This window comes from Streptomyces sp. NPDC101178, from assembly GCF_044767965.1.
Classification (GTDB): Bacteria; Actinomycetota; Actinomycetes; order Streptomycetales; family Streptomycetaceae; genus Streptomyces.
This window is the reverse complement of the sequence record NZ_JBIWOZ010000005.1, coordinates 201,894-217,462: the sequence shown is the minus strand read 5'-3', so window position 1 is coordinate 217,462 and position 15,569 is coordinate 201,894. Positions and strand designations below refer to the sequence as shown.

Annotated in this window: 18 protein-coding genes; 3 read left to right on the top strand and 15 right to left on the bottom strand. The window is 72.7% G+C overall.

The genetic code is table 11. The features are described 5' to 3' along the window. Positions 1–12 precede the first annotated feature (12 nt). The 9 genes from ACIRR8_RS16765 to ACIRR8_RS16725 all read right to left on the bottom strand — a co-directional run bounded on the left by ACIRR8_RS16765 (position 13) and on the right by ACIRR8_RS16725 (position 10,547). The gene (locus tag ACIRR8_RS16765; protein ID WP_404064759.1) at positions 13–942 is read right to left on the bottom strand and encodes a peptidoglycan-binding protein; all 930 of its coding nucleotides are present in this window, start codon (positions 940–942) and stop codon (positions 13–15) included. A gap of 130 nt (positions 943–1,072) precedes the next feature. Next, positions 1,073–2,533, bottom strand: a complete 1,461-nt coding sequence (locus ACIRR8_RS16760) for a phage tail protein (protein WP_404064756.1) — start codon at positions 2,531–2,533, stop codon at positions 1,073–1,075. Positions 2,534–3,021: 488 nt separating this feature from the next. Continuing rightward, positions 3,022–3,735, bottom strand: coding sequence for a hypothetical protein (locus tag ACIRR8_RS16755; protein WP_404064754.1), 714 nt, complete (start codon positions 3,733–3,735; stop codon positions 3,022–3,024). A 3-nt stretch (positions 3,736–3,738) separates the two neighbouring features. After that, positions 3,739–4,851 carry a hypothetical protein gene (locus ACIRR8_RS16750; protein WP_404064752.1) on the bottom strand — a complete coding sequence of 371 codons (1,113 nt, stop codon included), beginning with the start codon at positions 4,849–4,851 and terminating at the stop codon, positions 3,739–3,741. Positions 4,852–4,859: 8 nt separating this feature from the next. Then, positions 4,860–6,062, bottom strand: a complete 1,203-nt coding sequence (locus tag ACIRR8_RS16745; RefSeq protein ID WP_404064750.1) for a hypothetical protein — start codon at positions 6,060–6,062, stop codon at positions 4,860–4,862. Between the two features lie 55 nt (positions 6,063–6,117). Then, positions 6,118–7,083 (bottom strand): phage distal tail protein, encoded by a 966-nt coding sequence (locus ACIRR8_RS16740; RefSeq protein WP_404064747.1) that lies wholly within the window; start codon positions 7,081–7,083, stop codon positions 6,118–6,120. Between the two features lie 42 nt (positions 7,084–7,125). Next, a complete protein-coding gene (locus ACIRR8_RS16735) occupies positions 7,126–8,412 on the bottom strand; it encodes a tape-measure protein (protein WP_404064743.1) in 1,287 nt (428 codons plus the stop codon). After that, positions 8,409–9,608, bottom strand: a complete 1,200-nt coding sequence (locus ACIRR8_RS16730; RefSeq protein ID WP_404064740.1) for a phage tail protein — start codon at positions 9,606–9,608, stop codon at positions 8,409–8,411. Before ACIRR8_RS16730 ends, ACIRR8_RS16735 begins: the two co-directional genes overlap by 4 nt. Before the next feature lie 105 nt (positions 9,609–9,713). Continuing rightward, positions 9,714–10,547 carry a hypothetical protein gene (locus ACIRR8_RS16725; protein ID WP_404064737.1) on the bottom strand — a complete coding sequence of 278 codons (834 nt, stop codon included), beginning with the start codon at positions 10,545–10,547 and terminating at the stop codon, positions 9,714–9,716. Between the two features lie 44 nt (positions 10,548–10,591). Here ACIRR8_RS16725 and ACIRR8_RS16720 point away from each other — a divergent pair, with 44 nt between their 5' ends. Further along, the gene (locus tag ACIRR8_RS16720; RefSeq protein ID WP_404064734.1) at positions 10,592–10,990 is read left to right on the top strand and encodes a hypothetical protein; all 399 of its coding nucleotides are present in this window, start codon (positions 10,592–10,594) and stop codon (positions 10,988–10,990) included. Positions 10,991–11,007: 17 nt separating this feature from the next. Here the strand turns inward: ACIRR8_RS16720 and ACIRR8_RS16715 are convergent, their stop codons facing one another. The 4 genes from ACIRR8_RS16715 to ACIRR8_RS16700 form a co-directional block, all read right to left on the bottom strand. Further along, positions 11,008–11,346, bottom strand: coding sequence for a hypothetical protein (locus tag ACIRR8_RS16715; protein WP_404064731.1), 339 nt, complete (start codon positions 11,344–11,346; stop codon positions 11,008–11,010). A 65-nt stretch (positions 11,347–11,411) separates the two neighbouring features. Further along, the gene (locus tag ACIRR8_RS16710; RefSeq protein WP_019765136.1) at positions 11,412–11,702 is read right to left on the bottom strand and encodes a hypothetical protein; all 291 of its coding nucleotides are present in this window, start codon (positions 11,700–11,702) and stop codon (positions 11,412–11,414) included. A gap of 97 nt (positions 11,703–11,799) precedes the next feature. Further along, positions 11,800–12,408, bottom strand: a complete 609-nt coding sequence (locus ACIRR8_RS16705) for a phage tail protein (RefSeq protein ID WP_404064728.1) — start codon at positions 12,406–12,408, stop codon at positions 11,800–11,802. A gap of 208 nt (positions 12,409–12,616) precedes the next feature. Beyond that, entirely contained in the window at positions 12,617–13,027 is a 411-nt protein-coding gene (locus tag ACIRR8_RS16700) for a hypothetical protein (RefSeq protein ID WP_019765138.1), read from the bottom strand. Between the two features lie 343 nt (positions 13,028–13,370). On the opposite strand from ACIRR8_RS16700, the gene ACIRR8_RS16695 reads away from it, so the two are divergent. Beyond that, positions 13,371–13,682 carry a hypothetical protein gene (locus tag ACIRR8_RS16695; protein ID WP_404064725.1) on the top strand — a complete coding sequence of 104 codons (312 nt, stop codon included), beginning with the start codon at positions 13,371–13,373 and terminating at the stop codon, positions 13,680–13,682. 71 nt (positions 13,683–13,753) lie between these two features. Here the strand turns inward: ACIRR8_RS16695 and ACIRR8_RS16690 are convergent, their stop codons facing one another. Both ACIRR8_RS16690 and ACIRR8_RS16685 read right to left on the bottom strand, forming a co-directional pair. After that, positions 13,754–13,960 (bottom strand): hypothetical protein, encoded by a 207-nt coding sequence (locus tag ACIRR8_RS16690; RefSeq protein WP_404064722.1) that lies wholly within the window; start codon positions 13,958–13,960, stop codon positions 13,754–13,756. After that, positions 13,957–14,742 carry a hypothetical protein gene (locus ACIRR8_RS16685; protein WP_404065505.1) on the bottom strand — a complete coding sequence of 262 codons (786 nt, stop codon included), beginning with the start codon at positions 14,740–14,742 and terminating at the stop codon, positions 13,957–13,959. Before ACIRR8_RS16685 ends, ACIRR8_RS16690 begins: the two co-directional genes overlap by 4 nt. Before the next feature lie 279 nt (positions 14,743–15,021). Between ACIRR8_RS16685 and ACIRR8_RS16680 the strand changes: the two genes are divergently transcribed. Beyond that, on the top strand, positions 15,022–15,468 hold the full coding sequence (locus tag ACIRR8_RS16680) for a helix-turn-helix domain-containing protein (RefSeq protein WP_404064720.1): 447 nt from the start codon (positions 15,022–15,024) through the stop codon (positions 15,466–15,468). Positions 15,469–15,569: the final 101 nt, after the last annotated feature.

The window sequence follows — 15,569 nt, the reverse complement described above, 5'->3', positions numbered from 1 at the left end:
TCCTCACTCTCTCTACGGCACCTTGGTGGTGTACGGGACCTTCAGCGCGTTCCAGGACGTGCGGCCGGGCCGGCCGTCGGCGTCCGCGCCGCGGAAGCCGAGCTTGCGCTGCCAGGCGGCGTACGAGCGCCGGTCGGCCTCGGTCCAGCGGGGGCCGGGCCCGACGGCGTACGCTCCACAGCCCTCGGCGGCCAGCCGGCGGCCCATGGCGGTGATGACCGGCGAGCTGGTGCGGGCGGTGAAGAAGGAGGTGCCGGGGAAGGGCTGGTGGCGGGGGGTGGCGGGCTTGTCCGGCGTGGAGGGCCGCGTCGGCTGCTTTCCCGGTGCGGTGGTCAGGCGGGTCGTGACGCGGGTGCGCATCGACGGCATGGTGAAGCCGCGCGGGTCGATCTTGGCGGCCGACCACTCCGCGTGGCCGATGACCGAGCGGGCGCTCCAGCCGTGGGCCCGGCAGAGGGCCGCCGAGGCGCGTTCGATCGCCTCCAGCTGGGCGGCGGGCCAGGGGTCCTTGCCGTCGCCGAGGTTGACGCACTCGAACCCGTAGAAGCGGGCGTTGCCGTCGACGGCGCCCGCGCTGCCGTCGCGGGCGCGCGGGGCGGGCGGGCGGTCGCCGTAGTCCTCCGCGACGACGCGCCGGAGCACGGCCGGGTCGCCGCCGCCCGCGTGGTTGGCGCGGCCGGCGGAGATCAGGTGGACGTTGCCCGCCTTGTCGATGACGCCGTGGCAGAGCGGGCCGGGCAGTGCGGCGTAGCCGTCGCGGCAGAGGGCGACGGAGGCGGCGCTTCCGCTGCTCACGGTGTGGTGGATCATCACCCCGTTCACGGGGCCCCAGGCGCCTTTGTGGTTGCGGTGGTGGGTGCGCCAGCCCGGGTGCTCGACGACGGTGACGCCTTCGGCGCGCAGCGCGGCGAGCAGCCGGTCGGCGGTGAGTGGTGTGGCCACGGGTGGCGGTCCTTCCGGTGTACGGGAGTGGGTACGGGGTCGGGTTCGGAGGGTGGGCACGGCGGAGCCCCGCACCGGAGGGGGGTCGTCCGGTACGGGGCTCGGGGTGCGGGGCCCGGGTGCGGTCGGGTCAGACGGCGAGCGCGGCCCAGATCGCGTTGGAGTCGGCGACGACGGTGCTCGGGGTGAAGCTGCCGGGCAGCGAGGTCTGGCCGGTGGTGCTGAGGCGGCCGTGCCGGATGAAGGCGTTCGGCATCCGGGCGCTGCCGCCCGGGGCCTGGCCCACGCTGGCGCCGCGCAGGAAGGCGGGGCCGGTGTTGCTGGGGTTCGGGCCGTTGATCAGCAGGGCGACCCAGTAGTTGCCCGGGGCGGCGGTGTACTGGGCGGTGAGCGGGCAGACGACGGTGCGGCCCTCGGTCGCTGTGAACAGGGTGTTCAGCGCGGCGGTCACGCCGACGCGGGCTCCGGCGCTCGTGTAGAGGCCGGCGAAGGAGGCGGCGCCCAGGGTGTTGCCGACGTAGCCGGGGACGTAGAAGGCGATGTTCTTCACGATCGTCTGCGCGTGCAGCGGGACGCCGATCAGGTAGACCCAGCCGTTGATGCAGTACTGCGCGCTGGTGGCGGAGCCGCAGGCCGGGTCGAAGGCCCAGCCGGCGAACCCCACGGCGGACGGGGACCAGCTCCCGGCCGAGGCGACCGCGTCCACGTAGCCGCGGCGGGTGAGCTGGTCGGCGGTGGTCGGGGCGGCCGTGGTGAGCGGCGGGGCGGCGAAGGTCTTCGTGCCCTGGACGGTCTGGTTGCCGGTGAGCAGGACGGCGTCGCCGCTCGCCACGGCCGAGACGTCGGCGGCGTTGAGGACGACCGCGCCGGTGCGGCCGTTGACCGAGGTGACGGGGGAGCCGTCGACGGCCAGATAGCGGGCGTCTCCGGCTGCCTGGGAGAGGGCGCCGACGTCGGCGGCGGCGAGGGTGACGTTGCCGGTCCTGCCGTTGACCGAGGCCACGGCACCGCCGCCGGCCGGGAGCTGGGCGGCCGGGACCAGGCCGTCGGCGCCGAGGGTGGCGACGCCGCCGGGGGTGCCGGCCCGGGTGGCGTCCAGGGCGGAGACGTCGGCGGCGGTGAGCACGATGTCCGCGTCGGTCTTCCCGTTGACGGAGTGCACGGCTCCGGCGGGACCGGCGGGTCCCTGCGGGCCGAGTTCGCCGGGCGGTCCCGCCGGGCCCGGTACGGCGACGTACTGCGGGTTGGCCGGGTCGGCCGGGGCGATGTCGGCCAGGTCCACGGTGGGGTGGCCGGCGCTCAGCACGATCTGGTAGTTGCGGGCGGTGCGGCCGAGGCCGGAGAGCCGTTCGGTGACGGTGTACGTCCACACGGCGGGGTTCCAGCCCGGCGCGTCGGTGGCCGGCAGCACGACGTGGAGGCGGCCGTCGGAGTCGAGGGTGGCGCGGGTGGGGCCGCCCAGGAAGAGGTCCTCCTCTGCGTGGGTGAGCAGGGCGGGCGGCCGGAATTCGACGGTGCCGCTCATGGGGCGGCCGTCGGGGGTGAAGTAGCGGGCGGTGACGGTGACGGTGGGGATGGACTGGGGCAGCACGGTGGCTCCTTGGGTGGTGTGTGGGGCCGGTCCGTCCGGCGTGTGGCGTCGGACTGGCGGCCTTGGCCTGTCCTGCGTGTGCCGGTGGGACCGGCGGCCTTGGCCTGTCCGGCGGTTGCCGGTGGACCGGCGCCCCCGGTCCGTCCGGTGTTTGGGGTGGGCGGCCACCCCCAGCCCGTCCGGCGTTTGGGGGTGGGCGGCCACCCCTAGCCCGTCCGGCGTTTGAGGACGGAAGCCTGGGGATGGGGAGGGAGGTCCCCGCGGGTGGGCGGATGTGAGTGCGGGCTCGTCCCCTGCGGGGGTTCCGTCCTCAAGCGCCGGACGGGCTGGATATGCGTGTCCCGGTCCGGGAGGTGCGGGCTCGTCCCCCGCGAGGGTTCCGTCCTCAAACGCCGGACGGGCTGGGATTGGGCTCGCCGGACGGGCCGGGACTGGGCTCGCCGGGCGGGCTGGAGTGAGCGTGGCGAGGGTGGGAGAGGGGCGGGCCCTTACGACTCCAGGCCGTACAGGGTCAGGGGCTGGCAGCGGAGTGTGGTGCCGGCGGTGGTGACCCTGGCCTGGATCTCGAACGTCACCGTCGTCCCGTACTCCGCCCCCACCCGCTCCGTCAGCACCAGCCCCGCCCCCGGTCCGCCCACCGGGCCCAGCTGGACGCCGTCCACCAGCAGCCGCACCTCGCCCGGCGCGCCCTCCGCCGCGATCTCGCAGTGCAGGCGCGGGTGCTGGACGAGGCCGGGGCCCCGGTGGAGCGTGGTCCAGGTGGTGGCGCCGGTGGACTCCCACCGGGCGGTGCCGACGGGGGCCGGCAGGGCGAAGGGGATGTACGGGCGGGCCAGGCCGCCCCGTACGGTGTCGTCGGCGAGGACCACATTGCCCCGCCGGTCCAGGATCCGTACCGGCTGCACCGCCTGCGGGTCCGGCGCCCCGGTCCAGACCGTCAGCGCCAGCGAGCCGTCGTCGCGGCGGACGACCAGCCCCTGCTGCGGGGAGTTCTCGTCGCGGTCGGGCGCGACCCGGCCGAGGTAGAGCAGGTCCTCGTCGCCCGCGGTGCGCACCCGCAGCCGGCCGCGCTCACCGATGACCACCTCGCCGCCCGCGATGCTGTTCAGCGCCGGCGTGGTGTTGGCGCTGCCCATCAACTCCCTGACCTGGCGCTCCAGCGCGCGGATGCGGTCGAGCAGGTCGGTGGGGATGATCGCCACGGGTCACACTCCTTCCAGGTAGAGAACGGCGGTCTCCTGCTTGGCGCGCTGCGGCGGGGTGACCGCCATCCCGACGATCCGGTAGTGCGCGTCCAGCCCTTCGTGGTGCCACAGGTCGTGGATGCGCAGCCGGATGCGGGCGCCGATCAGCGCCGGGGTGACCCGCCCGTCCAGCCGTACGGTCAGCTCCGGGATGACCTCGGGCCGCCGCTGCCGGGCCAGTTCGGCGCGGGCCAGCGAGCGCAGGGTCGCCGCGTCGGCCACCCCGCCGTGGTCGGAGGTCAGCTCCAGCCGGGGCCAGCCCTGCGCGAACTCCTCGGGCAGCTCCTCCGAGACCGTCAGCGGTTCGGACTCCTGGGACTGGTCGGTGTTGGCCGACTCGCCCCGGGCCACCCAGACGTTCGCCTGCACGGTCGAGTCGGTGGGCAGGCTGTAGGTGAGGACGGGACCGGGATGGTCCAGTACGAGATCGTTGTGGCCGGTGCGGATCTGCGGGTGGCCGAGCTGGAGCCGCTTGACGCGGTTGCCCTCGGCATCCCGGTAGCAGTGGATGCGCCACTCGAAGCCGTCGTTCAACTGGCCGAGCTTGTCCAGGAGTTCGCGGATACGGGCGAGCGCCGAGTAGGCGGGGGCGTAGTCGCGTACGATCCCCGACCGCTCATGGCCGAGGCTGATCCCGATGTCTCCGCCCGGCTGCTCCTGGGCGTGGGCGACCAGGAGCCGGGCGATGTCGAACTGGTCCAGCCCGATGCCGGGACCCAGGTCAGGGCCCAGGATGCGGTGGTCCAGGTAGGAGTCGAAGGTACCGGCCTGGAACTGCACGGTGAGCCGGCCCTGTTCGTCCGAGGCCGGGGTGCAGGTCCAGAGCACCCCGCCCCACCAGATGTCCCCGTCCCGCTCCAGCCAGACCGCCGTGCGGCCGGGCCGCAGCGCCTCCCGGGCCCGCGCCGCGAGCGCCCCCTGCGGAAGGGGGACGGTGGCGGAGAGGGAGCCCGGCTTGCCGATGAAGTCGTCGAACTTGGTCTCGGTCAGGGGCAGGACGTCCAGCAGCCGGTCGGTGCGCAGATCGCAGAAGAGGGCCCGGTAGACGGGTTCGGGGGAGGAGGGAGGAGTCATCTGCCGCCTCACAGGACCGGGTCGACGCGGATGAAGCGGTTGTCGAACCAGCCCCGGCTGGTGGTCGCGGACACGCAGTAGGCGGAGACCGCCGTGTAGGCGGCACCGGCCTGAAGCCCGGTGACCCGGAACGTCGACGACACCGAGACCGACGACTTGGTGCCGACCTGGGCCGCACGCCGCTCGTCGGCGGGAACCACCAGCACACCGTCCTTGCGGATGTTGGTGCTCATCCGGGCCCACTGGCCCTCCACCGCGGCGCTCCCCAGGAAGCCCACGGTCACGAAGACCGCGCCGGAGATCGGTGCGGTGAACGCGGCGGTGATGGTGGGGCCGACCGTGTCGGTCACCACCTCGACCCAGGTGGTGCTGGCGCAGTAGCCGCCGTCGGTGTTCTCGGCCCAGACGGAGGCCGGGACGGCTGCCCGCCACACGGTGCCGTCCCAGCGCTGGAGCCGCCCGCCCTCGTCGCGGTACTGCCCGGTGTACTCGCCCCGGGCGAGCGCGCCCTGCGGGGCGACGCCGCCGGTCTGGCGCGGGTAGGCGGCCCAGCGGGTGCCGTCCCAGCGCTGCAGCTCCCGGCTGGTGTCGCGGTACTGGCCGACGTAACCGCCGGGCACATCGCGGTTCCAGGACTCCGGCAGGACACCGCCGACGGCCACGGTGGGCACGCGCAGGTCGTACACGGCGTTGGCCCAGTCGATGCCGCCGGTGCCGACGGAGGCGCCGGCCGGGACCAGGACCCGGGCGAGCGGGAGGGAGGCCTCCGGGACGAGCGGCGGCTCGGGGGAGCTCTTCGCCTCGCCCTTGACGACCTCCAGAGTGGCTTCCGTACTGCTGCTCCCGCTGTCGAACTGGGCGTCGCGGACGCGCAGGACCACCAGGTCGATCCGCGGGTTGGCGGCGTCGCCGTCGTCGAAGCCGACGTCGGTGTAGTCGGTGAGCACGACCGGGTAGGCGCCGGCCCGGCCCTGGCCCTGGATCACGGCCCGGCCCGGCACGACGGTGGCCCGCATGCCCGCGGTCTCGCCGTACACATAGAGCCCGGACATCAGGTAGGCGCCGTTCTCGGCGCCGGGGATCACCCCGCCGGCGCTGGTCAGAGGGCCGGTCGGGGCCATCGTCCCGAGCGGGGAGAGGCGGGTGTCGGCGCGGGACTGGCCGGATTCGGTCTCGGTGCGGTTGATCAGCCAGGCGCTGCGTACGGGCATGGGGTCCTCCTGGGAACAAGACGGATGAGGTGGTCGTGGTGGGCCGGGGCGCGGCTCACCAGTGGGCGTCGCGCCACCGGACGGTGACGGACGCCTCCGGGTCGGGAGTGGTGTCGTTGGAGCGGAACGCCAGCTCGGTGGCGCCCGGGGCAAGCCCGAACAGCTGCTCGGGCGCGGAGGCGGAGGTGGCGGTGTAGAGGCGGGACGCGGTCCCGTTGAGCAGGACGGTCCCGGCTTCGGTGTCGACGCTCAGCACGTCCTGCGGACCGAGCACGATGTCGTACTGGAGCTGGCGGCCGTCGGTGAGCCGGGTCAGCGTCGGCTGCCGGACCGGCCCCCGGAACTCGATCAGCGGGTGGGCCGTCGCCGAGCCCCCGTTGACGGCGGTGCAGGAGCCGGAGGCGTTGGCCCCGGTCCCGGTCGGGTCCGCGACCCCCCACTCCAGCGGCCACCGCAGGCCGAGCCCGTCCTCCCCGGCCGCCTCGGGCCAGAGCAGCCCCGGTTCGGGGACCGGCAGACGGGCGCGGGACTCCAAGGGCACGGCGCCGAAGCGGCGGGGGTCGGTGGCCGTCCACTGCAGGCTGGTCTTCGAGGCGCCGTGCACCATGAAGGACCGGTCCTGCGGTACGACCTTCCGGCTGATCCGGGCCCGTACGGCCAGGGTCTCCCCGTGCAGCCGTACCGCCAGCCAGTCCTCTGCACCGTCCGCCCCGGTCGCGTCCCGGAACGCGGCGGACACGGCCCGGGCCTCCCCGGCGGTGCGGGGCAGCAGCCAGACGGTCGCCCCGACGAGCCGGGACTGTGCCCACTGCGCGCCCGGCCAGGCGCCGTGCCGGTCGGGACGGGAGACATCGCCGCTGTCGAGCGTCGGCAGGTCGTCCCAGCCGGTGATGCCGGTGCGGTCGATCTCGTACGGGGTACCGGGGCCCATCAGCAGTCCGGCCCACTGGATCTGCCCGTCGCGGGTGATCAGTGAGCCGGGTGCGTTCTCGTACGCGTATGTGGTTGTGGTCTCGGCCATGAGGGGCCGTCACCTCGCTTCAGTCGTGGGGCGGTTGGGGGCTCATGCCGCCGCCCCGTGCAGGAACAGCAGGTCGGAGGCGATGGCGAGCGGGCCGCCGCGCCCGGACGCGTGGTACGTGTGCAGCCGGGCCCGCTCCGGAGATCCGGCGGCCGCAGGGTCCGGTCGCGGGCCGGCCTCGGCCGGGCGCAGCCGGCTCAGCGCGGAGAGCGGCTGGACGGAGGCGGCGCCCAAGCGGCCGGCGGGCTGGACGACACCGCCTTCGGCGAGCTGCGGGATCTTGGGCAGGTTCACGCCGAACTTCTTGCCGAGGACGGAGAAGCTCAGCTTGTTGAGGCCGTCGATGACCCAGTTGGCGAAGGAGATCAGCGCCTTGACCGGCCCGGTGACGGCGGCCATGACGCCCTGCATGCCGGTGGAGACGAAGTCGCCCATGCCGTGCAGGGTGCGCGAGGTGGCGTCCCTGACCCGGGTGAACATGGCCGGGATGCGCCGGGTGATCCAGTCCAGGGTGGGCTGGATCATCCGCCGGAAGCCGTTCCAGGCCCCGCTGACCAGCCCGGTCACCGCCCGGGTCGCCGAACCGACTGCCGTACGGGTGCCGTTGAAGCCGGCGGACAGGGCGAAGCCGATCCCCTTGAGCACCGCGGTGACGATGGTGCGTACGGCGGTGAACTGCGCGGAGACCACCTTGGCGTACGCCTGCACGACCGGCCCGAGGAACTTCCCGATCGTCCGGAAGACCGCCAGGACCTGGTCGAAGACCTGCTTCATGATCTTCTGGCCGGTCTGCGAGCTGAGCGCGTACTCGATCAGGAAGCCCGCGAGCGGCACGATCAGACCGAGGACGAACCCGAACGGATTGGCCCGCATCGCCACGTTGACGGCCATCACCGCACCGCCGGCGACCGTGAGCGCCCCGCCGAAGAAACCCATCAGCCCGGAGACCGTGCCGGTGCCCTTGCCGAGGATCCCGGCCACGCCTCCGAAGGCCGTGGAGCCGGTGGAGAGGGGACCGAGCGGTGCGGAGGCGGACCGGGCCCCGCCGCCGCCGGTACGGAGCCGGGTCGCCGTGGCCCCGGCGGTGCGGCCGGTCTTGGCCACCGACCTTCCGGCCGCGTCCGCACCGGTCCTCAGCCGCCGCAGCGCCGGGTCGGCGGAGGCCGCGCCGCCCCGGATGCCGTCGGCGGCGGACCTGGCCCGGCCGATGTCCCGCAGGGCGTTACGGAGGGACGTGCCGGCCGCGCCGAGCTGAGTGCGGAAAGCGGAGAGCGGACCGGCCACACCGGCGAGCGGGTCGGCACCCGCCCTGATCGCGGCCGTACTCATCCGCGCGCCTTGGAGAGGAACAGCAGGGCGGCGGCGGTCTCCTGGAGGTCGGCTGAGGACGCCTCGTAGTAGTGCTCGATCTGGAAGCCGGAGACCGCGCCGGCCGTGGCGTTGACGGAGTCCGCCCGGGAGCGGCGAGCGGTGTGGCGCAGCAGCCGGTCCAGCTTGGAGAGCGGCAGGACGGCCTCGGCCTCACCGGCCTCCGCGACGATGGCGTGCACGCCTCCGTTGCGCGGCTGCACGATGCCGCCGGCCGCGAGCTGCGGGATCTTCGGCAGGCTGATGCCGAAGCTCTTGCCGCCGACGCCGGGGACCCAGCCGGGGATGGAGACCTTGATGCGGTTGAGCCGGTCGATCGCGGAGTTGATGAGCCGGATCACCGCGTTGACCGGCCCCCTCACCGCCCCCGTGATCCGTCCGAAGGCCCGGCCCGCGATGTCCTTGAGCCCGCCCCAGACGGCGGAGAGCCGTTCCCTGACCCGGCTGAAGGCCTGCGGGACGGTGTTGCGGATCCAGTTGACGACCGGGGTGATGACCTTCCGGATTCCGTTCCAGACGCTGGAGATGACGCTCCGGATGGCGTTCATCACCGTCGTGATGAGCTTGCGCCAGGCGTTGAAGTAGGTCGTGATGACGGTGGCGACGGCCTTGACGACCACGGTCACGGCCTTCTTGATGCCGTTCCAGACCGACTTCATCAGGGCGCCGGCCTTGGTCATGATCGGCCCGACGGCCTTCATGACCGTGCTGATGACCTTCCTGATCGCGTCGAAGGCGACCTTGAGCACCTTCTGCAGGGTCTTGGAACGGGCCGCCATGTCGACGACCCGCTCGATGAGCGGGGCGAGCAGCGAGAGCAGCTGCCCGACGATGTTCCCGCGCATCGACTTGTTGAGGCCGTTCATGCCCTTGGACGCCTTGTCGGCGCCGGACTTGAACGTCCCGATCTGCGTACCGCTCTTCTGGCCGGTGGTCCCGGCCTTGGCGAGCGACCGCTCGGCCTTGTCGGCGGAGCGTTGCAGGGTGGTCAGCTCGCGGGCGGAGGTCTGGGCGGAGGCGCGGATCTGCTTGAGGCCGGTGTCGCCGGCCCTCATCCTGCCTTGAAGGTCGCCTGCGGCCTTACCGGCACCGTCGACGTTCTGTTTGAAGCTCTTGAGGGAGCCGCCGGCCCGCCCCAGGGACTGCACAAGAGACACGGTGGGCTTCTCCTTTCTCGCGTTTCTCGCTGCTGGTGGAAGACGTGAGCGCGGGCCCGGGTGCGCGAAGCGGTTCGGCCGGGCCGCCGTTCATCGGCCGTGTTCTCAGCTCAGCGCGCGGACGAGGCTGTTGACGCGCGTCTCCAGTTGCCGGATCTGGTCCCCGGCCTCTCTGAGCCTGCGGGGGTCCGGTCCATCCGTCCGCGAGGTACCCACGGCCGCGACGTTCGCCCGCTGGTTCCGGCGGGCGGAGTCGGTGCCGTCGATCCGGCGGTGAGCGGAGTCCGCCCGGGCGAGCGCCCTGTCGGCAACCTGCCGGGTCCGGCCGAGGTCACCGCGGAGGGCACCGACCTGGCGACCCATGGCGGTGCTCGTGCGCTCGACCTTGGTCACGGCGCTCTCGGCGAAGCGCCGGGCCCGGCCCACCGTGTCCCGTAGCGAATCGGTCGTGCGGCCGAGTGTTTGAAGGGTCTCCGTGTGCCTCGTGATGCGGGTTTCGTGCTGATCGGTCTTGTCCGTCAGCCGGGTGATGGCCCGCTGCTGGATCTCGGAGTTGGGCGCGAAGGCTCTTATCACGGGCCCCAGGAGGCGTCGTCGCTCGGCGGAGATCAGGAACCGTTGCCACAGTGAGCTGAGAACGGTGTCGGTGAACCAGCTGAGCCTCAGCAACTGCGTGCCCGCGATGCTGATCCCGGCCAAGCTCAGGGCCAGGGCCTCCACATCCACCTTGACACCCTGGAGGCTCCAGTAGAGTTTCTGATGAGACGAGGTGAGGTCTTTCCAGTTCTCCGTGGGATCGATGGACTGCGGAAGACTGGAGAAGGTGAGCGGAGCCTTGAGCGCCGCGATCTCTTCCGTATGACGGTTGATGATGGCCGTCATACGGGCGGCTGACAGAGGGGCCTCCGACGCTCCGGACGGTTCCGGCGGAATGGCCATGACGTTCCCTTTCTGATGGTCAATGAGTTCCGGAGGAGCAAAGCGTGATAGGCCACTCCTATTACCAGTCGCACCCTTTGCCGTATCTCTTGATCGTGGTGCTCTGTTCGCCGGTCGCCGTGGTGCTGCTCTGGAACGCCTACCGCCTGGCGGTGCTCTCCCTGCGAGGAGTGGCCGTCGTCGGGGACGATCCGGAGCAACGGTCCGGCGCGACGTTCACGGTGGACGGGAAGCGGTACCGGTGTAACGCGCACCTCGGCCCCGTGGACTGGCGCGGCAACGAAGGCGGGGCCGGGCCGATCGTCTACGACCCCCGGAAGCCCCGTCGGAACGACGCGCGGTACGGCCTCCGGCCCGCCATGCTCGTCGCGTGCGGCGTCCTCGTCGTGTTCCTCGTCACCGCGGTCGTGTGGGCGAGTGTGCGGCTCGTCGCCTTTTTCTGAAGAGAGCCGGGACCGGATCAGGCGAAGAAGCGCAGGAGTTCCGTCCGGCTCGGCGCCTGGGCGGGGCCGGGCTCCTCGTCCGGCGTCTCCTCGGTCTCCGTACGGTCTCCCGGCCTCGGCACCGGCACCGGTGCCTCAGGCGGTTCGCTGTCCTCGTCCGTGTTGACCGAGGCGAACATCCAGTTGGCGGCGGCGAGATGGTCCACCGCCGCGGCCAGCAGGTAGTCGGACACGGTCCACTCCGCGCCGTCCCCGTCCAGTTCGCGGGAGACGGCGCTGTCGCGCGGCATGTGCTTGACCAGCACCGCGAGCCGGCGGGAGGTCAGCCGGCCGCGGTGCCAGTCCAGCAGGTCCACGCCGTAGTGCCGCAGCAGGTCGGCTTCGAGGGCCTCGGCGTGTTCGGTGACGAACGCGTCGAGGCTCAGCCTTCCCCCAGGCCGAGCCCGGTCTCCTTGCCGTACGCCTCCAGGAGCGCGGCGATGTCCTGCATGGTGATGTCGTGGCGCTCGAAGCGGCCGAACTGCTCCTCGCCGAGCAGCAGCCGCAGCAGCCCGTCCACGTCGTTGTCGTCCAGCGAACGCAGCGCGGCGGCGGTGGCGCGGGTCAGTTCGGTGGGCAGTTCGAAGGTGTCGCCGTCCAGGTCGAAGGACCAGGTGCGGCCGAGCGCCTCCAGGCGCTGGGCGCGCGCCGCGTTCACGTCGAAGGAAGCCATGCGGTGTCTCCGTTTCAGAGGGTGCGGGGAGGGAGGTGCCGGGGCGGGGCCGGCGTGAACCGGCCCCGCCCCGGCGGGTGTTGCGGGCGTACGGGTGTTACGGCGCCGGGACCGTCGGCACCGTGTAGGCCGCGTCCTTCATGACGAAGGTCGCCAGCGCCTGGCCGTCGCCCGGCGACAGCGCGGTGAAGGTGACGCCCAGCTGCGCCGCCGCCTTCCGGGCGAGCTTGATGTCGTCGGTCGCGGTGACCTGGCCGCGCGGGATGACGAAGCGGTACGTGACCTCGGAGCCGTCGGTGAACTCCAGGCCGAGGGCCCGCTCGTCGAAGGTCGGGCCGTCCGGCACGTCGAACTGGAAGACGTTCGCGGCGTCGCCGTCCTTGCGGATGTCCGTGGACTTGCCGCCGAGGAAGAACGGCAGCGTGTCCTCGTTGAACTGGAGCATCGCGAACTTCAGCGTCAGGTCGCGGTCCGCGTAGACGAACCGGGCCGGGCTGATGGACTGCCACGTCTCGACCGGGTCCAGCTTGTCCTTCTTGGCGAAGGTCACGCCGTCGGTGGAGGTGTAGCCCAGGTCGGTCCATGCCGGACCCCAGTCGGCCGCCGGGTTGTCGGAGAAGGCCTCCGGCAGCGGCGCGTCGATCTCGGCGACGAGGATGCGGCCGGTTCCGGCCACGCGGATCTCGGAGGCGTTGTTGCCTGCCATGGATGGCTCCTTGGGTGGTTGGTCCCTGAGTAGGGGCGGGTGTGGTGCCGGGTGGTGCGTGCCGTACCGGGTACGGCAAAGGCCCCGCCGGAGAGGCAGGGCCTGGTCTGTGGGGCGTACGGGCCGGTGTCCGTACGGGGGACTGGCCGGCGTACGGCCTCGAAGGCGTACGGGGCCGGTCCGGCGCGTACGGGACCGGCGTACCGCGTCAGCCGATGCGCAGCGAGACGCGCAGGACGCAGAGGTAGCGGTTGGCCGCCGGGTACAGGTACTCGGGCAGCCAGCGCGGGCCGTCCGACTCGACGACATCGCTGATCACGATGTTCGTCCCGTACCGCCGGCCGACCGCGGCGAGCAGTTCGGCACGGGCGGAGTTGGCCAGGCGGTGTGCCGTGGCCTTGTCCGGCCCGTAGGCCTCCAGCTCGATCAGCGGCTGGTCCAGGTGGAGGTCGTCGATCCAGGCGCCACCGCGCCGGGAGACGATCACCGCCTTCTGCGTGCCGTCGAAGCCCGGCGGCGGAGTCTCGTCCACGACCGCGTCGGCCAGATCGGCGCGCTCGGAGAGAAGCTCCACGACGATGGCTTCCACGTCGGGGAAGGTGCTCGGAGGTGAGGTCATGGCAGGGCGATCACTCCTGTTCGCGGAGGTGGTCATGGAGGCGTCCGGCGAAGCGTTCGAGACGTGCTCGAAGGGCCGGAACGCGGGCGGCGGAGCCGCGCCCGGAGGGTGGGCGCAGCTCCGCCGCTGCACTTATTGTGACTGAGATCGTGCGAGCGCGCAACCCAGTGGCGCGAGTGCGCAATTTCGCCGGTCGCGGTTCCGGGGACCTCCGCGCCTCGTCGACGTGTGGCGGGGCCTGTTCTCGCCTCCCGCATCCCTCCCCCAGGTGCGTTAGTCTGCGGTTATCGAACTGGCATTCGAGAGGCGGCGGTTCTGCAGCGAGAAGCGCCCGGGACGAGGCGTGCTGAGCACGGGAGCGGGGGAGTGGGTGGACGGGAGTGAGCCGGTGATCAGTGCCCAGGAGCGGCTGGCCGATGTCATGGCTGCGGCGGTCGAGGTGGCCGCGGAGTCGGGAGAGTCGGGTACGTACACCGCGGAGGTCGCCCGCACCCTCACCGCCGTCGTGGGCAAGGTCGGCGCGAGGATCGCCGTCGAGGCGGAGACGCGGGGGTTCCGCAGCGGCTGGGGCGAGGCGGTCGCGTTGGTCTCCGGAGGTGCGGAGGGCGGGGGCCAGGTGCTCCGTATGGCGAACGGGAACGTGCCGGAGAAGTAGCCGGGCAGGCGGCGGAGGAGGGGGAGACGCGAGAGAGGGGCGGCCCGAACGGGCCGCCCCTCTCTTTTTGTTCAGCGCGCTCCGGGCGGCTTCCGCCTGGCCGCCCGTTCCGCCGCGAAGACGTCCTCCAGCCGGAACGTGTGCGCCCGGCCTTGCCGGCCCGCCGGGCTGAGGTGGCCCAGCTGGACCCACTTGCGGATAGTCGCCGGGGTCACACCCGCCTCGTGCGCCGCCAGGGCGCCCGTCACCAGGGCCGGGGCCGGGTCCGGGCCCGTCATCGGCCGCCCTCCCGCCGCGTGGTGCCGGCCGTGCCTGCGGTGGGGGCCGTCTCCCGTCGTGCCGTGTCCGTCGTGCCTGCGGTGGGGGCCGTCTCCCGTCGTGCCGTGTCCGCCGTCGAGGCCGTCAGCTCCGCGAGGTCCGCCCCCGACTCCGTCGCCAGCCGCACCCACGCACCCTCGCTCCACGCGTGCCGGTGTGCCGGATCCGTACGGCAGTCGCAGGTCCCGTCCGTGCAGCGGCAGGCCGGGTTGACGCAGAGGACCGCCCGGCGCGCGGGAAAGGCCCGCAGGGAGACCGAGTCGCACCAGGGGCAGCGGCCGCTCACCCGTACCACCGGTTCGGCGCCGCCCAGGGCGCGGGTGCAGCGCCGGGACATCCGGCGGACCTCGTCCCGGACGTGTTCGAGGAGCACGTCGTCGGCGGCGGCCCGGTCGAGCAGCCCCGCGATGCGCAGCAGCCGGCCGGCCACCCGCTCGCGGCGCGGGCGGGACAGTCGCAGCCGGTCGTGGACGGCCTCGTCCAGCTCGATCACGCCATCGGTGATGTCCCGTACGGCATCGGAGATGTGCAGCCGGAGCGGCGAGGTGCGGGCTCCGGTGGGGGTGAGGCCGTGCGTCTGCTCGGCGCGCAGGGCCTCCTCGCGCTCGGGGCGGGTCGGGCCGGCCGGGGTCGGGCGGGCGCCGGTGGGGGTCGGGCGCGAGGCGGAGGAGGAGCGGTAGGCGGGGGCCAGCTCGGTGAGCAGCTCCGGGAACTGGCGCAGCAGCAGCTCGATCCAGAGCATGGCGTCCGTGGTCACGGCGTCCGTGTTCGCGGTCACGGCCTCGGCTGTCCGCGTGTTCGATGTGGATGTGTCCGGTGTGTTCATGGCGATCCCTTCTCCCCGCACAAGGTGTTGCGAGTCCGCACCTTGGCATGTTGCGCGCTCGCACGCAAGGGGGATTGGGGGGCTGTGCCGCCTTTATCTCCACAGATTTTGCTCAAACGGTATGGGTCGGCGGGGTAATTCCTTGCGCGCAAGCGCGATAGTCTGATGCTTGCTTCGGAGGGAGGCGAGTGCCCCATGACCACGGGCGAACTCGACAGCTTCGCGACCTGGATCGAGGAACTGATCCGTCGGCGCGGCTTCGACATCGACAGTCCACGCGGCGGCGGCAAGTCCCGCCTCGCCGACGAGGCCGGGGTCCACCGGGCCGCCATCACCCGCCTCCTCCAGCGCCAGAGCATGCCCGACCTGGAGACGACCAGGCGCCTCGCCCAGGTGCTCCAGGTCCCGGTGCGCGACATGCTCATCCGCTCAGGCCGGCTCACCGAGGAGGACCTGCCGCTGCCGTCCGCGCCGGCGGGCGCGCCCGTGGCGGGCGGGCGTCCGCTCACCCTCGAAGAGGCCGCCGTGGCCCTCGGCGTACCGGCGGAGCGGCGCGAGATGTTCGTCCGGGTCGCGGCCCAGTTCCTCCCCGACCCGGCGGCCACCGCCACCGGCCACCGGGCCCCGCTCACCTCCGACTGAGCCCGTAGCGGCCCCGGCGTGTCGGGGTGGACAGCATTTGTTTTGACCCAGGTCCGTGAGGTAGGTACGCTCAAGCCTTGTGCCTGGGGTGTGCCTGGGCT

Coding starts and splice junctions, on each gene's coding strand:
- ACIRR8_RS16745 (WP_404064750.1), bottom strand. CDS start 6,062: ATGCCCGTACGCAGCGCCTGGCTGATCAACCGCACCGAGACCGAATCC.
- ACIRR8_RS16705 (WP_404064728.1), bottom strand. CDS start 12,408: ATGGCAGGCAACAACGCCTCCGAGATCCGCGTGGCCGGAACCGGCCGC.
- ACIRR8_RS16735 (WP_404064743.1), bottom strand. CDS start 8,412: ATGAGTACGGCCGCGATCAGGGCGGGTGCCGACCCGCTCGCCGGTGTG.
- ACIRR8_RS16740 (WP_404064747.1), bottom strand. CDS start 7,083: ATGGCCGAGACCACAACCACATACGCGTACGAGAACGCACCCGGCTCA.
- ACIRR8_RS16700 (WP_019765138.1), bottom strand. CDS start 13,027: ATGACCTCACCTCCGAGCACCTTCCCCGACGTGGAAGCCATCGTCGTG.
- ACIRR8_RS16750 (WP_404064752.1), bottom strand. CDS start 4,851: ATGACTCCTCCCTCCTCCCCCGAACCCGTCTACCGGGCCCTCTTCTGC.
- ACIRR8_RS16685 (WP_404065505.1), bottom strand. CDS start 14,742: ATGCTCTGGATCGAGCTGCTGCTGCGCCAGTTCCCGGAGCTGCTCACC.
- ACIRR8_RS16710 (WP_019765136.1), bottom strand. CDS start 11,702: ATGGCTTCCTTCGACGTGAACGCGGCGCGCGCCCAGCGCCTGGAGGCG.
- ACIRR8_RS16690 (WP_404064722.1), bottom strand. CDS start 13,960: ATGACGGGCCCGGACCCGGCCCCGGCCCTGGTGACGGGCGCCCTGGCG.
- ACIRR8_RS16725 (WP_404064737.1), bottom strand. CDS start 10,547: ATGGCCATTCCGCCGGAACCGTCCGGAGCGTCGGAGGCCCCTCTGTCA.
- ACIRR8_RS16680 (WP_404064720.1), top strand. CDS start 15,022: ATGACCACGGGCGAACTCGACAGCTTCGCGACCTGGATCGAGGAACTG.